17 protein-coding genes and 1 pseudogene are annotated in these 17,436 nt (G+C 62.6%); 6 read left to right on the forward strand and 12 right to left on the reverse strand.

Annotated elements, in window-relative coordinates:
• Positions 1–185: 185 nt before the first annotated feature.
• Together tgt and queA are read right to left on the reverse strand one after the other, a co-directional pair.
• Positions 186–1,316: a tRNA guanosine(34) transglycosylase Tgt gene (gene tgt / locus PAN31117_RS20110; protein WP_150739754.1), complete on the reverse strand. Its 1,131-nt coding sequence runs from the start codon at positions 1,314–1,316 to the stop codon at positions 186–188.
• A gap of 139 nt (positions 1,317–1,455) precedes the next feature.
• Positions 1,456–2,538 (reverse strand): tRNA preQ1(34) S-adenosylmethionine ribosyltransferase-isomerase QueA, encoded by a 1,083-nt coding sequence (gene queA, locus PAN31117_RS20115; protein ID WP_150739755.1) that lies wholly within the window; start codon positions 2,536–2,538, stop codon positions 1,456–1,458.
• Positions 2,539–2,616: 78 nt separating this feature from the next.
• Here queA and recG point away from each other — a divergent pair, with 78 nt between their 5' ends.
• The 3 genes from recG (at position 2,617) to PAN31117_RS20130 (ending at position 7,903) form a co-directional block, all read left to right on the forward strand.
• Positions 2,617–4,932 carry an ATP-dependent DNA helicase RecG gene (gene recG / locus PAN31117_RS20120; RefSeq protein WP_150739756.1) on the forward strand — a complete coding sequence of 772 codons (2,316 nt, stop codon included), beginning with the start codon at positions 2,617–2,619 and terminating at the stop codon, positions 4,930–4,932.
• Positions 4,933–5,086: 154 nt separating this feature from the next.
• A complete protein-coding gene (locus PAN31117_RS20125; RefSeq protein ID WP_039396318.1) occupies positions 5,087–6,031 on the forward strand; it encodes a LysR substrate-binding domain-containing protein in 945 nt (314 codons plus the stop codon).
• Between the two features lie 423 nt (positions 6,032–6,454).
• Entirely contained in the window at positions 6,455–7,903 is a 1,449-nt protein-coding gene (locus PAN31117_RS20130; RefSeq protein ID WP_150739757.1) for a catalase, read from the forward strand.
• A gap of 55 nt (positions 7,904–7,958) precedes the next feature.
• Here PAN31117_RS20130 and PAN31117_RS20135 read toward each other — a convergent pair whose 3' ends face one another.
• Positions 7,959–8,546, reverse strand: a complete 588-nt coding sequence (locus PAN31117_RS20135; RefSeq protein ID WP_246189182.1) for a thiamine phosphate synthase — start codon at positions 8,544–8,546, stop codon at positions 7,959–7,961.
• A gap of 218 nt (positions 8,547–8,764) precedes the next feature.
• On the opposite strand from PAN31117_RS20135, the pseudogene PAN31117_RS27755 reads away from it, so the two are divergent.
• The 3 genes and pseudogenes from PAN31117_RS27755 to PAN31117_RS20150 form a co-directional block, all read left to right on the forward strand.
• Positions 8,765–8,875 (forward strand): annotated as a pseudogene (locus PAN31117_RS27755) (DNA starvation/stationary phase protection protein); the annotation flags it as partial.
• 162 nt (positions 8,876–9,037) lie between these two features.
• Complete coding sequence (locus tag PAN31117_RS20145) at positions 9,038–9,862, forward strand: YdcF family protein (RefSeq protein ID WP_150739759.1); 825 nt, start codon at positions 9,038–9,040, stop codon at positions 9,860–9,862.
• Between the two features lie 98 nt (positions 9,863–9,960).
• Positions 9,961–10,368, forward strand: a complete 408-nt coding sequence (locus tag PAN31117_RS20150) for a GlcG/HbpS family heme-binding protein (protein WP_150739760.1) — start codon at positions 9,961–9,963, stop codon at positions 10,366–10,368.
• Between the two features lie 463 nt (positions 10,369–10,831).
• Here PAN31117_RS20150 and hemP read toward each other — a convergent pair whose 3' ends face one another.
• The 9 genes from hemP to murI all read right to left on the reverse strand — a co-directional run bounded on the left by hemP (position 10,832) and on the right by murI (position 17,328).
• Entirely contained in the window at positions 10,832–11,086 is a 255-nt protein-coding gene (gene hemP, locus PAN31117_RS20155) for a hemin uptake protein HemP (protein WP_150666726.1), read from the reverse strand.
• A 187-nt stretch (positions 11,087–11,273) separates the two neighbouring features.
• Positions 11,274–11,744 (reverse strand): SRPBCC family protein, encoded by a 471-nt coding sequence (locus PAN31117_RS20160; RefSeq protein ID WP_150739761.1) that lies wholly within the window; start codon positions 11,742–11,744, stop codon positions 11,274–11,276.
• A gap of 66 nt (positions 11,745–11,810) precedes the next feature.
• Positions 11,811–12,221 carry an OsmC family protein gene (locus PAN31117_RS20165; protein WP_046290943.1) on the reverse strand — a complete coding sequence of 137 codons (411 nt, stop codon included), beginning with the start codon at positions 12,219–12,221 and terminating at the stop codon, positions 11,811–11,813.
• Positions 12,222–12,475: 254 nt separating this feature from the next.
• Positions 12,476–13,372, reverse strand: a complete 897-nt coding sequence (locus tag PAN31117_RS20170) for a pirin family protein (protein ID WP_150739762.1) — start codon at positions 13,370–13,372, stop codon at positions 12,476–12,478.
• A 274-nt stretch (positions 13,373–13,646) separates the two neighbouring features.
• Complete coding sequence (locus tag PAN31117_RS20175) at positions 13,647–14,069, reverse strand: ExbD/TolR family protein (RefSeq protein ID WP_150739763.1); 423 nt, start codon at positions 14,067–14,069, stop codon at positions 13,647–13,649.
• Positions 14,070–14,096: 27 nt separating this feature from the next.
• Positions 14,097–14,834 carry a MotA/TolQ/ExbB proton channel family protein gene (locus PAN31117_RS20180; RefSeq protein WP_150739764.1) on the reverse strand — a complete coding sequence of 246 codons (738 nt, stop codon included), beginning with the start codon at positions 14,832–14,834 and terminating at the stop codon, positions 14,097–14,099.
• A gap of 59 nt (positions 14,835–14,893) precedes the next feature.
• The gene (locus PAN31117_RS20185; protein WP_150739765.1) at positions 14,894–15,613 is read right to left on the reverse strand and encodes an energy transducer TonB; all 720 of its coding nucleotides are present in this window, start codon (positions 15,611–15,613) and stop codon (positions 14,894–14,896) included.
• A gap of 372 nt (positions 15,614–15,985) precedes the next feature.
• A complete protein-coding gene (locus tag PAN31117_RS20190; RefSeq protein WP_039396355.1) occupies positions 15,986–16,249 on the reverse strand; it encodes a (2Fe-2S)-binding protein in 264 nt (87 codons plus the stop codon).
• 137 nt (positions 16,250–16,386) lie between these two features.
• Positions 16,387–17,328 (reverse strand): glutamate racemase, encoded by a 942-nt coding sequence (gene murI / locus PAN31117_RS20195; RefSeq protein ID WP_150739766.1) that lies wholly within the window; start codon positions 17,326–17,328, stop codon positions 16,387–16,389.
• Positions 17,329–17,436 lie beyond the last annotated feature (108 nt).

Genomic DNA, 17,436 nt, shown 5'->3' on the forward strand with positions numbered 1-17,436 from the left:
AAATCAGCACGTTCGGTTCTCCTTATGTAAGACGTGTAAAAGCCGCGTGTGGCCGGTCTCAGGACACGCGCGGCGTGTGTTTCGGTGCGAGGATGCAGCATCCAAGCCCGGCATTTTACCACTGCCCGACCCCGTTCCCGGGGGGATTCGGTGGCCGAGCCAAATGCCTCGGCGCACCGGCCACGTTACTGCACGCCGCGGGCGCGATCGGCCTTGAACTGGGCGACGAACGCGTCGAATCGGTGAGCTTCGATGGCATCCCGGATTTCCTGCATCAGCGTGAGATAGTAATGCAGGTTATGGATGGTGTTGAGCCGCGCGCCCAGAATCTCCCCGGCTCGCTGCAAGTGGTGCAGATAGGCGCGCGAGAAGTTTCGACAGGTGTAACAGCCGCAAGTTTCGTCCAGCGGGCGCGTATCGGTCTTGTGCGACGCATTGCGGATCTTCAGATCGCCGAAACGCGTGAACAGCCAGCCGTTGCGCGCGTTGCGGGTCGGCATCACGCAGTCGAACATGTCGACGCCGGCGGCCACACCGGCCACCAGATCTTCCGGCGTGCCCACGCCCATCAGGTAATGGGGCTTGTTCGCGGGCAGACGCGGCGCCACGTGCTCCAGCACGCGCATCATGTCTTCCTTCGGCTCGCCGACCGACAGCCCGCCGATGGCGTAGCCGTGGAAGTCCAGTTCCGACAGCCCGGCGAGCGATTCGTCGCGCAAATGCTCGTACATGCCGCCCTGAACGATGCCGAACAGCGCATTCGGGTTCTCAAGACGGTTGAATTCGTCGATGGAGCGCTTGGCCCAGCGCAGCGACATGCGCATGGACTGGCCGGCTTCGACTTCCGTGGCCGGACGGCCGTCGATCTCATACGGCGTGCATTCGTCGAACTGCATGACGATGTCCGAATTGAGCACGCGCTGGATCTGCATCGAGATCTCGGGCGAGAGGAAGAGGCGGTCGCCGTTCACGGGCGACGCAAATTTCACGCCTTCTTCGCTGATCTTGCGCAGATCGCCGAGGCTAAACACCTGAAAACCGCCCGAATCCGTGAGAATCGGACGATCCCAGCCCATGAAGCGGTGCAGGCCGCCGTGCGCGGCAATCGTCTCCAGTCCCGGGCGCAGCCAGAGGTGGAAGGTATTGCCGAGGATGATCTGAGCGTTGTTTTCGACGAGTTCGACCGGCGACATTGCCTTGACCGAACCGTAAGTGCCGACCGGCATGAAGATGGGTGTCTCGACCACACCGTGGTTGAGCGTGACGCGCCCCCGGCGGGCTTGCCCGTCGGTGGTAATGAGTTCGAACTTGAGCATGTGTCGTGCGCCCCGGCACCACCGGCAAAACAAGCCGGCGCCCGCTCGGGACGTCAAAAAAAGCGGCCAGCGCCCCATGCGCGGCCAAGTCGGTATTGTACTTGGTCGGACGGCCTTGGACGCCAGGGCCGTCCGGGATTCAGGCGGCAGCCTTCGGGGTGTCCTGAATCTCTACGCGCGAGAGGATCATCGCGTCGCCATAGCTGAAGAAGCGATAACGCTGTTCGATGGCGTGACGATAGGCCGCGCGGATCGTCTCCATGCCCGAGAACGCCGACACGAGCATGAGCAGCGTGGACTTGGGCAGGTGGAAGTTGGTCACGAGCCGGTCGACCAGCTGGAAGCGGTACCCGGGTGTGATGAAGATGTCCGTCTCGGCACTGCCTGGGCGCAGCGTGCCCGGTGCGCCCCCGGCGGCGAGCGTGGCCTGCGCGCCCGATTCCAGTGCGCGCATCGACGTCGTGCCTACGGCGATCACCCGGCCGCCGCGTGCACGGGTAGCGGCGATGGCATCGACCAGCGCGGGCGTGATCTCATACCACTCCGAGTGCATCTTGTGTTCGCCGATGTTGTCTACGCGCACCGGCTGGAACGTGCCTGCACCCACGTGCAGGGTCAGCGTGGCGCGTTGGACGCCGAGGGCGTCAAGGCGGGCGAAGAGGGCCTCGTCGAAGTGCAGACCGGCCGTCGGCGCGGCCACGGCACCCGGATTGCGGGCGTAGACGGTCTGGTACCGGGTCTCGTCGGCGGCGTCGGCATCGTGTTCGATGTACGGCGGCAGCGGCAGACGGCCGTAGGTTTCCAGCAGCGTGTAGCAGTCTTCGGGGAAGTGCAGCGTGTAGAACGGCTCGACGCGCTCGCCAACCGTGACGTCGAAGGCATCTGCCAGACGCAGCACGGTGCCGGGTGCGGGGCTCTTGCTGGCGCGAATCTGTGCCAGCACGGTGCGGTTGTCGATCACGCGCTCGACGAGCACCTCGATCTTGCCGCCGCTGGCTTTCTGGCCGAACAGGCGCGCTTTGATGACGCGCGTGTCGTTGAACACGAGCAGGTCGCCGGGGGCGAGCAGGCTGGGCAGATCGGCGAAGCTGCGGTCGTACAGGTGCGGCGGCGTGACGCTGCCGTCGACCTCGAGCAGGCGGCTGGCGGTTCGCTCGGTGAGCGCGGTCTGCGCGATCAGTTCGGGCGGCAGGTCGAAATCGAAATCGGAAAGGGTATACATCAGCGTTTACAATGCGTAGCAGCCAGCATTTTACTAGTTTCGACTGAACGTTTCCCAAGCCCCCGACTCAGCGACTGCATGACCGAACGCAGAATGCCCGCCACCGCGCCTGACGACGCTACCGCCGACCTCGTGGATCTTGCCGACGCGGCAAACGCGCAGGCCGACGCCCGTCCTGCGGAGAAAGCAACGAAAACGGCGAAGCGCGGCACAAAGGCCGCCGCCAAACTCGCGACCAGCGACGCAAGCGCAGACGCCACCGATCCCAAGGCGGCAAAGCCCACCAAGGGCAGCAAGTCCGCCAAATCCGCGAAAGACGCCAAGCCTGTCGCAAAGAAAGCGGCCGGCAGCGCCGACAAGCTCGCCAAGCTGGGCCTCAAGCGCGACATCGATCTGATCCTGCATCTGCCGATGCGATACGAGGACGAAACCACACTGCGCAAGATCGGCGAAGTGCTGCCGAGCGAGCTGGCGCAGGTCGAAGGCGTGGTCACGGCGAGCGACGTCGCCTATCGCCCGCGACGTCAGTGGGTGGTACGCATCGCGGACGAAGGGCACGAGTTGGTGCTGCGTTTTCTGAATTTCTACGGCAGTCAGCAAAAGCAGCTCGCCATCGGCACGCGGGTGCGCGTGCGTGGCGAAGTGCGTGGTGGCTTCTTCGGTCTGGAGATGGTCCACCCCGCCTACCGCGTGGTACAGGACGCCGCCGCGCCGCTGCCCGAATCGCTGACGCCGGTCTATCCGAGCGCCGCCGGCCTGTCGCAGGCCTATCTGCGCAAAGCGATCCACAACGCCATGGATCGCACACCGCTGCCCGAACTGCTGCCGCCCGGCTTGCTGCAGGACGCCATCGGCCCCGACCATCCCCTGCCCGCATTGGCCGATGCCGTGCACTTGCTGCACGCGCCGCCGCCGAACGTGTCGGAGACGGCGCTCATGGAGCGTTCGCATCCGGCGTGGTTACGCATCAAGTGCGAGGAATTGCTCGCGCAGCAACTCTCGCTCAAACGGGCGCAAGCGGCACGTCGCCGTTTGCGTGCCCCGTCACTTGGTGAGCACATAAAAGGCGGTTTGCTCGAACGTTTCGAAGCGGCATTGCCGTTCAAACTGACGGGCGCGCAGCAGCGCGTCTGGGCTGAAATCCGCGCCGATCTGGCCGAAGCGCATCCGATGCAGCGTCTATTGCAAGGCGACGTCGGCAGCGGCAAGACGATCATCGCCGCACTCGCCGCAGCACTTGCCATCGACGCCGGTTTTCAGGCTGCAATCATGGCCCCGACCGAAATCCTCGCCGAGCAGCATCTGCGCAAGCTCTCGGCGTGGCTCACGCCGCTGGGCGTGGAAGTCGCGTGGCTCGCGGGCAGCATGAAGGCGAAGGAAAAGCGCGAAGCGCTGGCACGCGTGGCCAGCGGTGAAGCGCAGCTCGTCATTGGCACGCACGCCATCATTCAGGACACGGTCACGTTCGCGCGTCTCGGCATGGCAGTCGTCGACGAACAGCACCGCTTCGGCGTGGCCCAGCGCCTGGCGTTGCGCAGCAAGATGCAGACGGCCGGCATGGGCCCGAACGCCATGCCGCATCAGTTGATGATGAGCGCCACGCCGATTCCGCGCACGCTTGCTATGACCTACTACGCCGATCTCGACGTCTCCGTCATCGATGAACTGCCGCCCGGCCGTAGCCCCGTCGTGACGAAGCTCATCAGTGACACGCGCCGCCCGGAAGTGATCGACAGGGTGCGCGCGGCGGCGCTGGCCGGGCGTCAGGTGTACTGGGTTTGTCCGCTAATCGAGGAGAGCGAGGCGCTGCAACTGCAGACCGCTGTCGATACGCACGCGCAACTGGTCGCGGCATTGCCGGAGTTGCGTGTAGGACTGGTGCACGGGCGTCTGTCGCCCGCCGAGAAGGCCGCCGTGATGGAGGACTTCACGCGAGGCAACACACATTTGCTGGTGGCGACGACCGTCATCGAAGTGGGCGTGGATGTGCCCAATGCGTCCTTGATGGTGATCGAACACGCCGAGCGCTTCGGTCTCGCTCAATTGCACCAGTTGCGTGGACGCGTCGGTCGCGGTTCCGCCGAATCGGTCTGTTTGCTGATGTACGCCTCGCCGCTGTCGATGGGTGCAAAAGCCCGTTTGCAGACGATGCGCGAAACCACCGACGGCTTCATCATCGCCCGGCGCGATCTGGAAATCCGCGGCCCCGGCGAGTTTCTCGGCGCACGTCAGTCGGGCGCGGCCATGCTGCGCTTCGTCGATCTCAATGAGGACGCCTGGATGATTCCGGGTGCGCAGGAAGCTGCCGATGCGCTGCTGAAGTCGCATCCGGGCGCGGTCGCCGCGCATCTGGAGCGATGGCTCGGCGCGCGTGAAGACTATCTGAAAGCCTGACAGCCACGGGGCGTGGTAGCCGCAGCGTGAGACGATGATGGGAAGAACGTCGCCCGCGAGCGGTCGAAAACGGGCAATTGCCGCCCGATTGTGCTATAAAAAACAAAATCTATCGATTTCATCGGTTCGATTAATTTACACAGGTTAGGACGACATGACCCTCACGGAACTCAAGTACATCGTGGCGGTGGCACGTGAACGCCATTTCGGTCGCGCGGCGGAAGCCTGTTTCGTCAGCCAGCCGACGCTCTCGGTGGCCATCAAGAAGCTCGAAGACGAGCTGAACGTGCAGATTTTCGAGCGCGGCGCGGCGGAAGTCAGCGTGACGCCGCTCGGCGAGCAGATCGTGGCGCAGGCACAGCGCGTGCTCGAACAAACCATCGCCATCAAGGAAATCGCCAAGCAGGGACGCGACCCGCTCGCTGGTCCGCTGCGTCTTGGGGTGATCTACACGATCGGACCGTATCTGCTGCCGGCACTCGTCAAACAAATGATCGAGACCACGCCGCAAATGCCGCTGATGCTGCAAGAGAACTACACGCTCAAGCTCATCGAGTTGCTCAAGCAAGGCGAAATCGATGCCGCCATCATGGCGCTGCCGTTCCCGGAGAGCGGTCTGATGGTGCGCCCGCTCTATGACGAGCCGTTCGTCGTGGCGCTGCCGCGCTCGCACCCGTGGGCGGGCCGCGAGCGTATCGATGCGGGCGACCTCAAGCAAGAGACGATGCTGCTGCTCGGCAGCGGCCATTGCTTCCGCGATCACGTGCTGGGCGTGTGCCCGGAACTGATGCGCTTCTCGCAGAACGCCGACGGCATTCAGAAAACGTTCGAGGGCTCGTCGCTCGAAACGATTCGCCATATGGTGGCGAGCGGCGTGGGCATCACGGTGCTGCCGAAGACGTCAGTGCCTGAAAAGCAGGCGCCGGACAGTCTGCTGAGCTATGTGCCGTTCTCGGCACCGGTGCCGGACCGTCGCGTCGTGCTCGCGTGGCGCAAGAGCTTCACGCGTCTGCCTGCCATCGAAGCAGTGGCGCAGGCGATCGCCAAGTGCGATTTGCCGGGCATCATCCCGCTCGATCTGCCCGCAACGTCGAACTGATGTCCGACTGATGTCGACCTGACGTCTAACGGCTCGCACCCAGGACCGGACACTTCCGGCCGGTCCTTATCTCCCGCTGTAATGCCCTGCGCCGCTGCCTTGTGCCGCGGCGTATTGCTTTTACCTATTACATATATAAAAACGATTAATTCGACCGTTTTAATATAAATAATTAATCTAGTCCCACGCGCTTGAGACCGGGCCACACAGAGAAGCCCGAGCCGTGAGGCGCGAATCCCTACACGCAGCAAGACGCATTCGAGGTGCCTCGCAATGACCCAACTCAAGGCCTATTTGCACGACATCGAAACCACGCTGGAACACGTACTTGCCGACTTCGCCCTGATGGGTGCCTAAGCCGCTCAAGTTACGCAAGTCGCAAGCCATCGACCGATCAGGAACCAGGAAACAGGAGAGCGTCACATGTCCGACAAGATGAAACTCACGACCGCCGCCGGCGCGCCGGTCACCGACAACCAGAACACGCAAACGGCGGGCCCGCGTGGCCCGGCCTTGTTGCAAGACGTCTGGCTGATCGAAAAGCTCGCACACTTCGACCGTGAAGTGATCCCGGAGCGTCGCGTGCACGCGAAAGGCTCAGGCGCCTTCGGCAAGCTGACCATCACGCACGACATCACGAAGTACACCCGTGCCCGCGTGTTCGAATCCGTCGGCAAGGAAACGCCGGTGTTTCTGCGTTTCTCGACGGTCGCGGGTGAGCGTGGTGCGGCCGATGCCGAACGCGATGTGCGCGGCTTCGCGTTAAAGTTCTATACCGACGAAGGCAACTGGGATCTCGTGGGCAACAACACGCCCGTGTTCTTCATTCGGGACGCGCTCAAGTTCCCCGACTTCATCCACACGCAAAAACGCGATCCGAAGACCAACATGCGCAGCCCTACGGCGGCCTGGGACTTCTGGTCGCGCTCACCCGAATCGCTGCATCAGATCACTATTCTCATGAGCGATCGCGGTATTCCGAAGAACTATCGTCAGCAGCACGGCTTCGGCTCGCACACGTTCAGCTTCATCAACGCGGTGAACGAACGGTTCTGGGTGAAGTTCCACTTCAAGTCGATGCAGGGTGTGGAGAATCTGACGAACACCGAAGCAGCGCAGATCGTGGCAGACGATCGCGAAAGCCATCAGCGCGATCTGTTCGACGCCATCGAAACCGGCAACTTCCCGCGCTGGCGCATGCAGGTGCAGGTGATGCCGGAGGCGGACGCCGCCACGTATCGCTATAACCCGTTCGACATCACGAAGGTGTGGCCGCATGCGGATTACCCGCTGATTGACGTGGGCGTGCTGGAGTTGAACCGGAATCCGGAGAACTACTTTGCGGACGTCGAGCAGGCAGCGTTCAATCCGGGCAACGTGGTGCCGGGCATCGGCTTCTCGCCCGACCGCTTGTTGCAGGGACGTCTGTTCTCCTACGGCGACACGCAGCGCTATCGTCTCGGGGTGAACCACAGTGCGATTCCCGTGAACGCGCCGAAGTGCCCGCTCCATAACAGCTTCCACCGCGATGGTGCGATGCGCGTGGACGGTAATCTCGGCGGCACGCCGAACTACGAGCCGAATCGTTACGGTGCATTTGCCGAGCAGGCCGAGTATCGCGATCCGCAGCAGGCGGTGGGTACCGTGGCCGATCGCTTCGATCATCGCGAAGACGACGATTACTACTCGCAGCCGCGCGCCTTGTTCCGCTTGTTCGACGATGCGCAGAAGGGGCGTCTGTACGGCAACATCGCCGCATCGATGCAAGGGGTGCCTGACGACGTCGCTGAGCGCCAGATCGCACACTTCGACAAGATTGATCCCGCGTACGCGCAAGGGGTGATCGCCGCACGAAAGGCATTGGCGAAGTAAGGCATCACTGTTGACGGTTCCGGCAGCGTGTCTGCCGGAGCTTCAGTCGGCGCAGTCAGGCGGCGGGCCAGAAGGCGCGGATGGCGGCGATGCCGTAAGCGCCTGCGTTGCGGGCAGTATTGAGCGTCTCGGCACGCATGCCGCCGAGCGCGAAGACGGGTAGCGTGGTTTGCGCTGCGAGCGTCGTGAAGGCTGGCCAGCCGAGGGGCGTCGCCTCCGGGTGGGTAGCGGTGTCCAGCACCGGTGACAGCGTCACGAAGTCCAGACCCAGATGCGAAGCCTGCGCAAGTTGCGCGACGTTGTGACAAGCGGCGCTCATCAGTCTCCAGCCTGTCGGACGCTTCTCGCAGGCCATGAGGCGCTCGCTCGTGAGATGCCAGCCGTCCGCTTGCGGCACCGTCCCAGCGTGCATGCCCTGGGGGGCGTCGAGCCAACGGTCGGCCACAGCGTACGGCGGATTCAGGATGAGTTGTGCCCCGGCTGCGTGAGTGAGCGCCAATGCGCTTTCTGCCAGCGCGCGGTAGCCGTCGGCATCGAGCGAACGGTTGCGCAGCTGGACGAGGCGAGTGCCACGCGCGAGCGCCTGCGCCAGTTGCGAGGCGAACGCTGCGATCTGCGAGCGCGACGCGACATCGGGCGTCACCAGAAGCTGGCGGGGCAGAAGCGGCTGGGCGGGAGGCGCGGCGTCTTGAGCGACGGCGTTTGCGTGCGACGTTCCGGTGAGACGTATGGGCATCGACGGGAGGTTGGCAGCAGGCGCGGCTGACTTATTCGGATAGGGCGCAGTGTAACCGGAATGAGGTGACGAACGTCCTGAGGAAAATACGGAGATCGATGTCGGTCGCCGTCGAGCCATTCTAACCGGGCACCTACAAAGAGTTCGCGAAGCTGTCGTCGACCGCTGACCTGCTCACGCAGCGCATGCAACTGCGCGAAGAGAACGCGTGGATGCTGCGCAGCTTACTGGTCTGACGTGCATCGCACGATGCCAACATGGTGTAACTAGTTGATGACGGATGACGCCCACGCGCTTGCGTGGGCTTTTTTACGTCAACCCGACGGAGATCGTGCGGGACATGCGAGGTGTCATAGAGAAAGGGTGCACTCTGTTGTGCAGTCCAGTACACTCGCCGGATGCCCTTCGATTGGCTCGCCCGAAACCTCCTCGTCAGTCTCTTCTTGCCGCCCGCCAATGTGCTGGTGCTAGCAGGGCTCGGCTTCATCTGCTGGCGGCGCTTTCCGAGAGTGGGTAAGACGCTGTCTATCGTGGCGGCGCTTGCACTCTGGTTGCAGGCGACACCGTGGTTCAGCAACCGGTTGGCGCATTCGCTCGACATCGGTCCCGCGCTCGATATCAAGACCGTCGAGGCGCAACAACAGGCACAGGCGTCCACGCCGCCCGCCCCGTCTAATTCCTCGGGCAACGCGTCGGCGCTTCCCCAGGCGGTCGTCATTCTGGGCGGTGGCATCAGCCTCGGCGCGACGGAGTATGGCCGACACGGCGGCGCCGATCTGCCGCAGGGCGCGTTGGCTCGCGTGCGCTACGGTGCATTCCTGGCGCGTCATGCGCAGTTGCCGGTACTCGTCTCCGGCGGTGCACCGTCCGGCTATCCGGTGTCCGAAGGGCAACTGATGGCGAACGTATTGCAGGGCGAATTCGGCGTGCCGGTACGCTGGATCGAAGGACAATCACTGAACACGGCGCAAAACGCCATTTTCAGCGCGCGCATGCTGACCAACGTCGGCGTGACACGCGTCTACCTGGTCACGAACGCCTGGCATATGCGCCGGGCCCGCGACCAGTTCGTGCGTGCTGGCCTCACGGTGGTACCCGCACCGTGCTGCGACGCCAACGCATTGGAGCCCGACGCTGCGTTCGGCTGGTGGCCAACGCTCGACAGCTTGCGCACCACACGCGTGTCGCTGCGCGAGTGGATGGCGCTGAGTCTGGGACATTGAGCGGTCGTCGCTGGCGGAAACAAAAAAAGACGATGATGATTCGGGGCTTCGCCGTCGTGCGAGCTCCATGACTTGCCAACCCTAAACGAGAGAGACGTATGAAGACGAAAGCTGTCCTGACCGTTGAAGACGTGCAGAAGATCAACGCGGCCGCCGTGGCGGAAGCCACTTCAAACGGCTGGAACGTGTGCATTACGATCGTCGACGACGGTGGTCATGCCCTGTCGCTGTATCGTATGGATGGTGCTGCCCCCAGCACGGCCATGATGTCGCTGGGCAAAGCCCAGACCTCAGCTGTTGGCCGTCGTGAAAGCGGTGCCTTCGAAGAGATGATCAACGGCGGCCGCTTCGCGTTCCTGAGCGCACCGAACACGGCCATGCTCGAAGGCGGCGTGCCTATCGTTGTCGACGGTAACGTGATCGGTGCCGTGGGGGTGTCGGGTGTGAAGTCGAACCAGGACGCGCAGATCGCCCGCGCGGGCATCGCCGCCGTCATCGGCGCGTAATTCATCCGCCTGGCATCGCGCGTCACCGTGCGCTGGCGCGGCATTCGATGCAGTGGCAGCGCAGGAAGCAAAAAAAGCATCGCCAATGAACGTTGGCGGTGCTTTTTTTGTACGTGAAACCCTGCGCCGCAAAAAGAAAAACCCGCTCTCGCGAACGGGTTAAAGGCTTGTCAGGCCGTATGACAAACCTGAGGCTTGGCAGGTTTGTCACGAGGAGAACATCAATGAAACCCGAGTGGATGGACAAAAAAAGCGGCTTGGCTGGCGCGCAACGCAGGTAGAGAGGGGCTTGCCGTAACTACATGGGATCGCGTTGCGTTCGCTGGCTACTGCCAAACACCTCTTAGGCGAGGTGGTCCCCACAAAACTCGGTGAAGGTGACGGCAAGGTCGTGGTCTCGCCGCCGCCAAAATTCGTTAAAAAAGCCTGACTGCTTGACGTCTACTGGTTTGAACTCAATCGCTTACTTCGTTAGGATCAACTTGCCGTAACGCGTAGCGCGTAGCTGGTAAGTCTGGCCATTGTGCAGAATGTTCACGCATTGCGTGCCCTGCAGCAGGTGATCGCTCGTCAGCACGCGACCGGTCGTTTGGCTGGTGGCCGGCTTTTCTGCCACCGGGCTGGCCACTTGCGTGCGCGACACCGACAGGGTGCGGCGCGGTGCCGTGGCGGGCGTGGTCTGGCGGGCAGTGGTGTGGCTTGCGGTCATCTCGCTCATCCGTATGGCTGACTGTGAGAAGAATCTTAAATGAGAATCATTCCCATTTATATTTGAATTTGGCTATTGTTCTTATTGATTCGGTAGTTTCTGACTAAGCAATGTTTGCCGGACGATGGAAGGCACCACCCAGCAAACACGGCCGTTAAATTCACGGCAGCCCCGGCCACAAGGCCAGGACGGCCGATCAGTCCAACGCGCCTTGCTCGGCAAGCTCGCGAATGCGGCGGACCGTGTCGATGTCGGCTTCGCGATAAGCCGATTTCACAAACTCGCTGTAGCGCGTGTCGGCGGTCACGGCATCTTCTTGCAGCGTCGTGCTATACGTAAATCGTACGAAAAGATGCGTCGGATTCGGCTCTTCGATACGCATCGTAAGGGAGCCCCCCGCGTGCGCGTCGGTCGCTGCCGTCTCGTAGCGCACCGACTGCATGGACTCGAAGACGACCCGGTCCAGCACAACGGTCTCGCCGAAGCGCAATTCGCGGCTTAACGTGTCTTCGGTGCGTTCAAGCATCGTGCACTCGTCGAGTCCCAGCACGAATGCCTCCGGCTGTTCGGCACGCAGCACGAGGCCGCGCCACAGTTGATCGCGCGAGAGCGCGAAGGTCAGCGGATTCAGGAGGTCGTTGACCTCGATCAGGTGTTCGTACTGCAAGACTATTTCCCCTTCTGTCGATGAGGGCTGGCGCTTAACAACATCGCGCCTGCCTCGTGCCGGATATTACTCAACCAACGAACTGTCGATGGCGATGGTGCCGGACAACACCTTGTGAATTGGGCACGCATTGGCAATTTCCAAGAGGCGTTGGCGCTGTTCCTCCGACAAATCGCCCGCCAGTTCGATCTTGCGCGTGATTTGCGTGGTGCCAGCGGGCGGTTTGCCATCCGGGTTCATCGCAAGTGTCACTTTCACGTCCTTGAGTGGCCACTCCTTGCGGCGTGCATACATGTGCAGCGTGATCGACGTGCAGGCCCCCAGACTCGAGAGCAGCAGCGCCGCGGGGGCCGGGCCGAGGTTGCCGCCGCCCAGCGATTCGGGCTCGTCGGCAAGCCATTCGTGCTTGCCGTCCGACAGTTGGGTGGTGTATCCGGCGGCGCCCAAGTGGGCGGTAACAATCGCTTCTGCGGCCATGGCAGCTCCTGGAGGTCTGGATGGGTCCTGATCACTTCGATGAAAACGGCCCGTCAAGATGATCCGCAGATCCGGGGATCGGCGGCATCAAAAGCATCGGGTCACAAAACACTCAAAGCTTGCGGCGTACTCTGAGTGTCATTGTGACCCAATTTCGCTGGACCGTCGGTGTATGACGATGCATCACCTGCCCACTCACGATGTCAATGCGGCTTCGTAAGCGGGCGGGTGCGATCTGCGCTAGCGGTTTCCTGTCAGGTGCGCGACACGGACGCCGGAATGTGGCCCATACGTCCCGCCTGAAAGTCCAGAATCGCCTGACGAATTTCGCCTTCCGTGTTCATGACGAACGGGCCGTAGCGCGCCACCGGCTCGCCCAGCGGCTTGCCGCCGATCAGCAGGAACGACAGCGGCTTGTCGCCATCGTTACGCACGGTCACGCCTTCGCCGTGCGTGCCGAACACGACCATCTGATGGGCTTTGGCTGGCGTCGACTCCGCACCGAAATGCCCTTCGCCGTCGATGACGTACGCAAACACGTTGAAATCCGACGGCACGGGATGATCGAGCAGCGCCTGCGGTTGCAGCGTGAAGTGCTGGTACAGAATCGGTGTACGCGTTTCGATGGCGGCGCGTGTGCCCAGCGCCTCGCCAGCGATGACGCGCACGGAGACCTTGCCGTCGTCGCTCGTCGCCGTGGGAATTCTGGCGGCGGGCAGCTCCTGATAGCGCGGCGTCATCATTTTGTCGGTGCTCGGCAGATTCACCCACAGCTGGAAGCCATGCATCTCGCCGCCGCGTTGCTGGAACGCGTGCGAGGGCTCTTCCGAGTGAATCACCCCGGCACCGGCCGTCATCCACTGCACGTCGCCCGGCGTAAGCTTGCCTGCGTGACCTTGCGAGTCACGGTGCTCCATCTCGCCAGCGAGCAGGTAGGTGACGGTTTCGAAGCCTCGGTGCGGGTGATCGGGAGCGCCCTTGGCATCGCCGGGGGCCACTTGCATCGGGCCCATTTCGTCGAGCAGCAGGAACGGATCGAAGTCCATCATCATGCGTGTCGGGAACGGGCGGTTGACGTGAAAACCAGCGCCTTCCTGCGTTTGCGCTGCTGTAAACACGCGGGCAACCGGGCGAGTGTAGGGGGTGCTCATGGGGGTGTTCTCCTGTTGGGGATGCGCGAGTCAAGCGTGCCTCACAGCCGCTTCGGGCGTCGCCGACATCCGTTGTCATGTCCAAACTATATGCGGACGTATGGCACCGGGAGTAGCCCGTAACACAGGAAGGATTGTTACCTGATTGGAACAATAAGCGGGAAGCCCGCAAAATCCCGATCGATTTCGAACCGTACAGACGAAAAAAAGCGCGGTGACTGGCACCGCGCTTTTCACTTCTGCGATTCGTGGATTTACCGGCTCACTTCGCGACTTACTTCGCCGGTTCGGTCACGAAACCGAGTTTGGTTACGCCGGCCGTCTGTGCTTCGGAAAGTACCTTGGCGACGCTTTCGTAACGCACGCTCTTGTCTGCGAACAGGTGCAGTTCCGGTTGCGGTTGCGCTTCGGCGGCCTGCGCCAGACGCGCCTTGAGCGTGTCGTCGTCGATCTGCTGCTTGTCCCAGTAGACACTGCCGTCTGCCTGGATCGACAGGTCGATCTTGGCAGGCTTCGTGTCTTCCGGCTGACTACTCGCCTGCGGCAGGTCGAGCTTGACCGCGTGATTGAGCACCGGCAGCGTCACGATGAAGATGATCAGCAGCACCAGCATGACGTCGACGAGCGGCGTCATGTTGATTTCGCTCATCATCGCGTCATCGGCACCGTCGTCGCTGCTGTATGAACCCATAGCCATAGCGAACTCCTTGTCTTGCGCGGCGGCTTAGCTGGCGTTGGCCGACGTCGACTTGCGCACCGGCGTGACGTTGCTGGTGAACTGCGTCGAGTGCACGCTGGCGCCCGTCAGGAAGTAACCGTGCAGGCTGTGCGCAAAGCGGTTGAGCTTCGAGACGATACCCTTGTTGGCGCGCGTCAGGGCGTTGAAGCCGAGCACGGCCGGAATGGCGACGAACAGACCGAAGGCCGTCATGATCAGGGCTTCGCCCACGGGGCCGGCGACCTTGTCGATGGTCGTCTGACCCGATGCGCCGATGGCCAGCAGGGCGTGATAGATGCCCCACACCGTGCCGAACAGACCGACGAACGGCGAGGTCGAGCCGATCGAGGCCAGCATGGCGAGACCGCTTTGCAGACGTGACACCGTATCGTCCACCGAGTTCTTCAGTGCACGGGTGATCCAGTCGCTCACGTCCATCTTGTCGTGCAGATGCGGCTGGCTCTGACGGTGATGTTCGGCGGCGTCCTGCCCGGCGAGGGCCAGCGCGAGGAACGGGTTGTTCTGACCCGATTCGCCCAGCTTTTGCAGACCGGCGGAGAAATTCTCCGAGTGCCAGAAGTCCGGTTCGGCGGTGCGCGTGAGGCGGCTCAGGCGGAAGACTTGCGTGCCCTTGATGATGATGACCGTCCACGACAGCACCGACATCACCAGCAATACGATCGCGATGGCGCGGGTGACGAAATCGCCCTGCGACCAGACGTGGCTCAAACCATACTCTTGCATTTTGCGTTCCTCGGAAGATCCAATTCGTTAATCGTTGTTTAGCGTTCGTTCAGCGATCGTTAATCGTTCAGATTGAAATTAAACGGTTTGGTCGCGGCGGCTTCCACCGCACGGCCGTTTTGCATCGGGGGCGCACAACGCATCGCCAGCGCGGCGGTGCGGGCGGCCTGATCGAGACGGGGGAAGCCGCTCGACTTGACGACATTGGCGCTCGAGACCACCCCACGGGTGTCGATCACGAGACGCAACGTAACGGTGCCTTCTTCGCCGACGCGACGCGACTGTGTCGGGTAGGCCACGCGAGGCTCGTCGCACTTCACGGCGAGACCTTCGATCGGGCCGGATGGTGCGGGCGCAGGGGCTGGTGCGGGCGGTGCTGGCGGCGTGGGCGCTGCGTTCTGCACCGGCTCGACCTGCGCTTGTTGCGGCGGGGCGACCGGTTCGGCCTTTTGCGTGATGGCGTTCTTGGGCTGCTCGCGCGGCTTGGGCGGCGGCGGCGCGACCTTCGGCTTGGGCGGTTCCGGCTGCGGTTTTGGCGGCGCGGGTTGCGGCGGCGTCGGAGCGGGCGTGAGCGGAATGATCGTGGCGGTAAACGTTGTCGGCTCGATCGTCGCCTTTTCCGGATCGTTGCGCAGGTGCGACAAACCGATCAGGGCGGCAATGTGAACGATAACGATCACTGCTGCGATGGCAAGGGTTCGCGGCGACGTCAATGGATCGCGGAACTGCTGGAGCGCAAGGCCGGATGAGGTCACGGCGGGGGGCACGGCGGTCGACATGATAACGGCTAGGGTACGCTAAATTGCGGCGATGAACGGTGAGTGAAGCGCGGTGTGCGAAGCCTCGGGTTCGGGAATGGCCGGACGTACGATCAAAGGAAAACCGCGCCAAGGGGCGCGGTCGGCGAACGCAGTGAGTTGGAAACCGTGCTGCAACTCACCTTCGAAACAGGAAAAACGATAAACACAGCGTCGAAACAAAGCCAATCAGGAGTTCCATCTGACACCTCCAGGGTGACAAGTCGCTGGCTGGCGCATGACGCCTCAAGACGCCTGGCTGGCTCCGTTGCCCCGTGACCTCAGTCGATGCCGGTCACTCAGGCGGATTCCGTCGGTCCGAAGACCCGTGTACGGCGAGCGCAACTGCAACGATTACGCGGCCAGTGCGAGTTCCTGACGCACCATCACGACTTCGACTTCCGTCGTCTCGACATGCGCAGACTGGCAGCAGCCACCGCACGAGCGACCACAACATGGCGTGGCACCGGTCACCATCTCCTGAACATACGGACCGCATTTGCCGCAGCAGAGCGCCACGCCAAGGTCGATCTGAAGATCTTCCATGGTGGTGGCACCGGCATCGAGGCAAGCCTTGATCTGACGGTCGGAAACGGATTTGCAGACGCAGACGATCATGATGAAAACGTCAAAATGTAACACTAATGAGAATAATTATTATTTAAGTTGGCGTCTTTTGCAAGCGTCATTGACCTATCCCATATACCCCCCAGGGATATACGGACAAGATGTCAAGCGGGAATGATGGGAAGGTCTTACGGCAAAGCCAGACCGGCTGCGGGTTGCGGCGCGGTTTCGGCAATCTCGACAGTGGCTACGCGGGGTGCGGTGAGGTGACGAGAAGCGGTGCAGGATGTGGCGGATATGTCCGGCACGCCGGTTACAGCAGTCGAACCGGCTGCGGCAGGCGCTTCAGGCATCAGTCGATCTGCCATCGTTTGCAGTGCCACGGCATTGGCGGTGGTGAACAACTGGATGCTGCCATGGGTATTCGCGCTTGCACCCGAAATTGCGGGGGCGGCCAGATCGGCCTCTTCAAGACGGCGCTGAAGCTGGCGGGCGATGGCTGCACCGGTGTCGATCAACGTCAGCGCAGTGCCGAAATGTCGTTGGATGGCGGGAATCAGGAAGGGGTAATGCGTACAGCCGAGCACGAGCGTATCGGCCCCTTCGGCGATCATGGGCGCGATGTACTTGTCGAGCAGTGCCATCACTGCTGGCGAATCGACATCCCCGGCTTCGATGCGTTCGACCAGCCCATGCCCGGGCTGACACAGGAAGCGCTGTCCTTGCGCGGTATGACGCGCGAGCAAATCCGCGAAGCGGGCGCTGCGCAGCGTGGCGGCCGTGGCCAGCACGCCGAACACGCCGCTGCGCGACGTGGCCGCAGCAGGTTTAATCCCGGGTTCGACACCGACGACCGGCCATGCGTCATCGGCCCGCAGCGCCGCCACGCCATGCGCCGTCGCCGTATTGCAGGCCACGACGAATGCCTTGGCACCGTGCTCGCGTAGCCATCGGCCGATGGCGAGACTGCGTTGCTGGATGAAGGCGTCCGGGCGTTCCCCGTACGGCGCGTAGCGGGAGTCGGCGACGTAGATGAGCGACTCGTGCGGGAGCAGAGCGCGAACGGCCTGAAGGACCGAGAGGCCACCGAGGCCGGAGTCGAAGACGCCAATCGGCGCGTTGGAGGGCATGGCAAATGAAAAAGGGCCGGCAAGTTGCCGGCCCCGAAATTCTAGCGCAAAGCCTGCGACCCGATATCGAAGGATACGGTGCCTACAGTGCGGTGATGCGCATTTATT

It is taken from the genome of Pandoraea anapnoica, from assembly GCF_902459765.1.
Classification (GTDB): domain Bacteria; phylum Pseudomonadota; class Gammaproteobacteria; order Burkholderiales; family Burkholderiaceae; genus Pandoraea; species Pandoraea anapnoica.

Excerpts from the sequence above, each read along its gene's own strand:
- tgt (WP_150739754.1), bottom strand. The coding sequence starts at position 1,316 with ATGCTCAAGTTCGAACTCATTACCACCGACGGGCAAGCCCGCCGGGGG.
- queA (WP_150739755.1), bottom strand. The coding sequence starts at position 2,538 with ATGTATACCCTTTCCGATTTCGATTTCGACCTGCCGCCCGAACTGATC.
- recG (WP_150739756.1), top strand. The coding sequence starts at position 2,617 with ATGACCGAACGCAGAATGCCCGCCACCGCGCCTGACGACGCTACCGCC.
- PAN31117_RS20125 (WP_039396318.1), top strand. The coding sequence starts at position 5,087 with ATGACCCTCACGGAACTCAAGTACATCGTGGCGGTGGCACGTGAACGC.
- PAN31117_RS20130 (WP_150739757.1), top strand. The coding sequence starts at position 6,455 with ATGTCCGACAAGATGAAACTCACGACCGCCGCCGGCGCGCCGGTCACC.
- PAN31117_RS20145 (WP_150739759.1), top strand. The coding sequence starts at position 9,038 with ATGCCCTTCGATTGGCTCGCCCGAAACCTCCTCGTCAGTCTCTTCTTG.
- PAN31117_RS20150 (WP_150739760.1), top strand. The coding sequence starts at position 9,961 with ATGAAGACGAAAGCTGTCCTGACCGTTGAAGACGTGCAGAAGATCAAC.
- hemP (WP_150666726.1), bottom strand. The coding sequence starts at position 11,086 with ATGAGCGAGATGACCGCAAGCCACACCACTGCCCGCCAGACCACGCCC.
- PAN31117_RS20165 (WP_046290943.1), bottom strand. The coding sequence starts at position 12,221 with ATGGCCGCAGAAGCGATTGTTACCGCCCACTTGGGCGCCGCCGGATAC.
- PAN31117_RS20170 (WP_150739762.1), bottom strand. The coding sequence starts at position 13,372 with ATGAGCACCCCCTACACTCGCCCGGTTGCCCGCGTGTTTACAGCAGCG.
- PAN31117_RS20175 (WP_150739763.1), bottom strand. The coding sequence starts at position 14,069 with ATGGCTATGGGTTCATACAGCAGCGACGACGGTGCCGATGACGCGATG.
- PAN31117_RS20180 (WP_150739764.1), bottom strand. The coding sequence starts at position 14,834 with ATGCAAGAGTATGGTTTGAGCCACGTCTGGTCGCAGGGCGATTTCGTC.
- PAN31117_RS20185 (WP_150739765.1), bottom strand. The coding sequence starts at position 15,613 with ATGTCGACCGCCGTGCCCCCCGCCGTGACCTCATCCGGCCTTGCGCTC.
- PAN31117_RS20190 (WP_039396355.1), bottom strand. The coding sequence starts at position 16,249 with ATGATCGTCTGCGTCTGCAAATCCGTTTCCGACCGTCAGATCAAGGCT.
- murI (WP_150739766.1), bottom strand. The coding sequence starts at position 17,328 with ATGCCCTCCAACGCGCCGATTGGCGTCTTCGACTCCGGCCTCGGTGGC.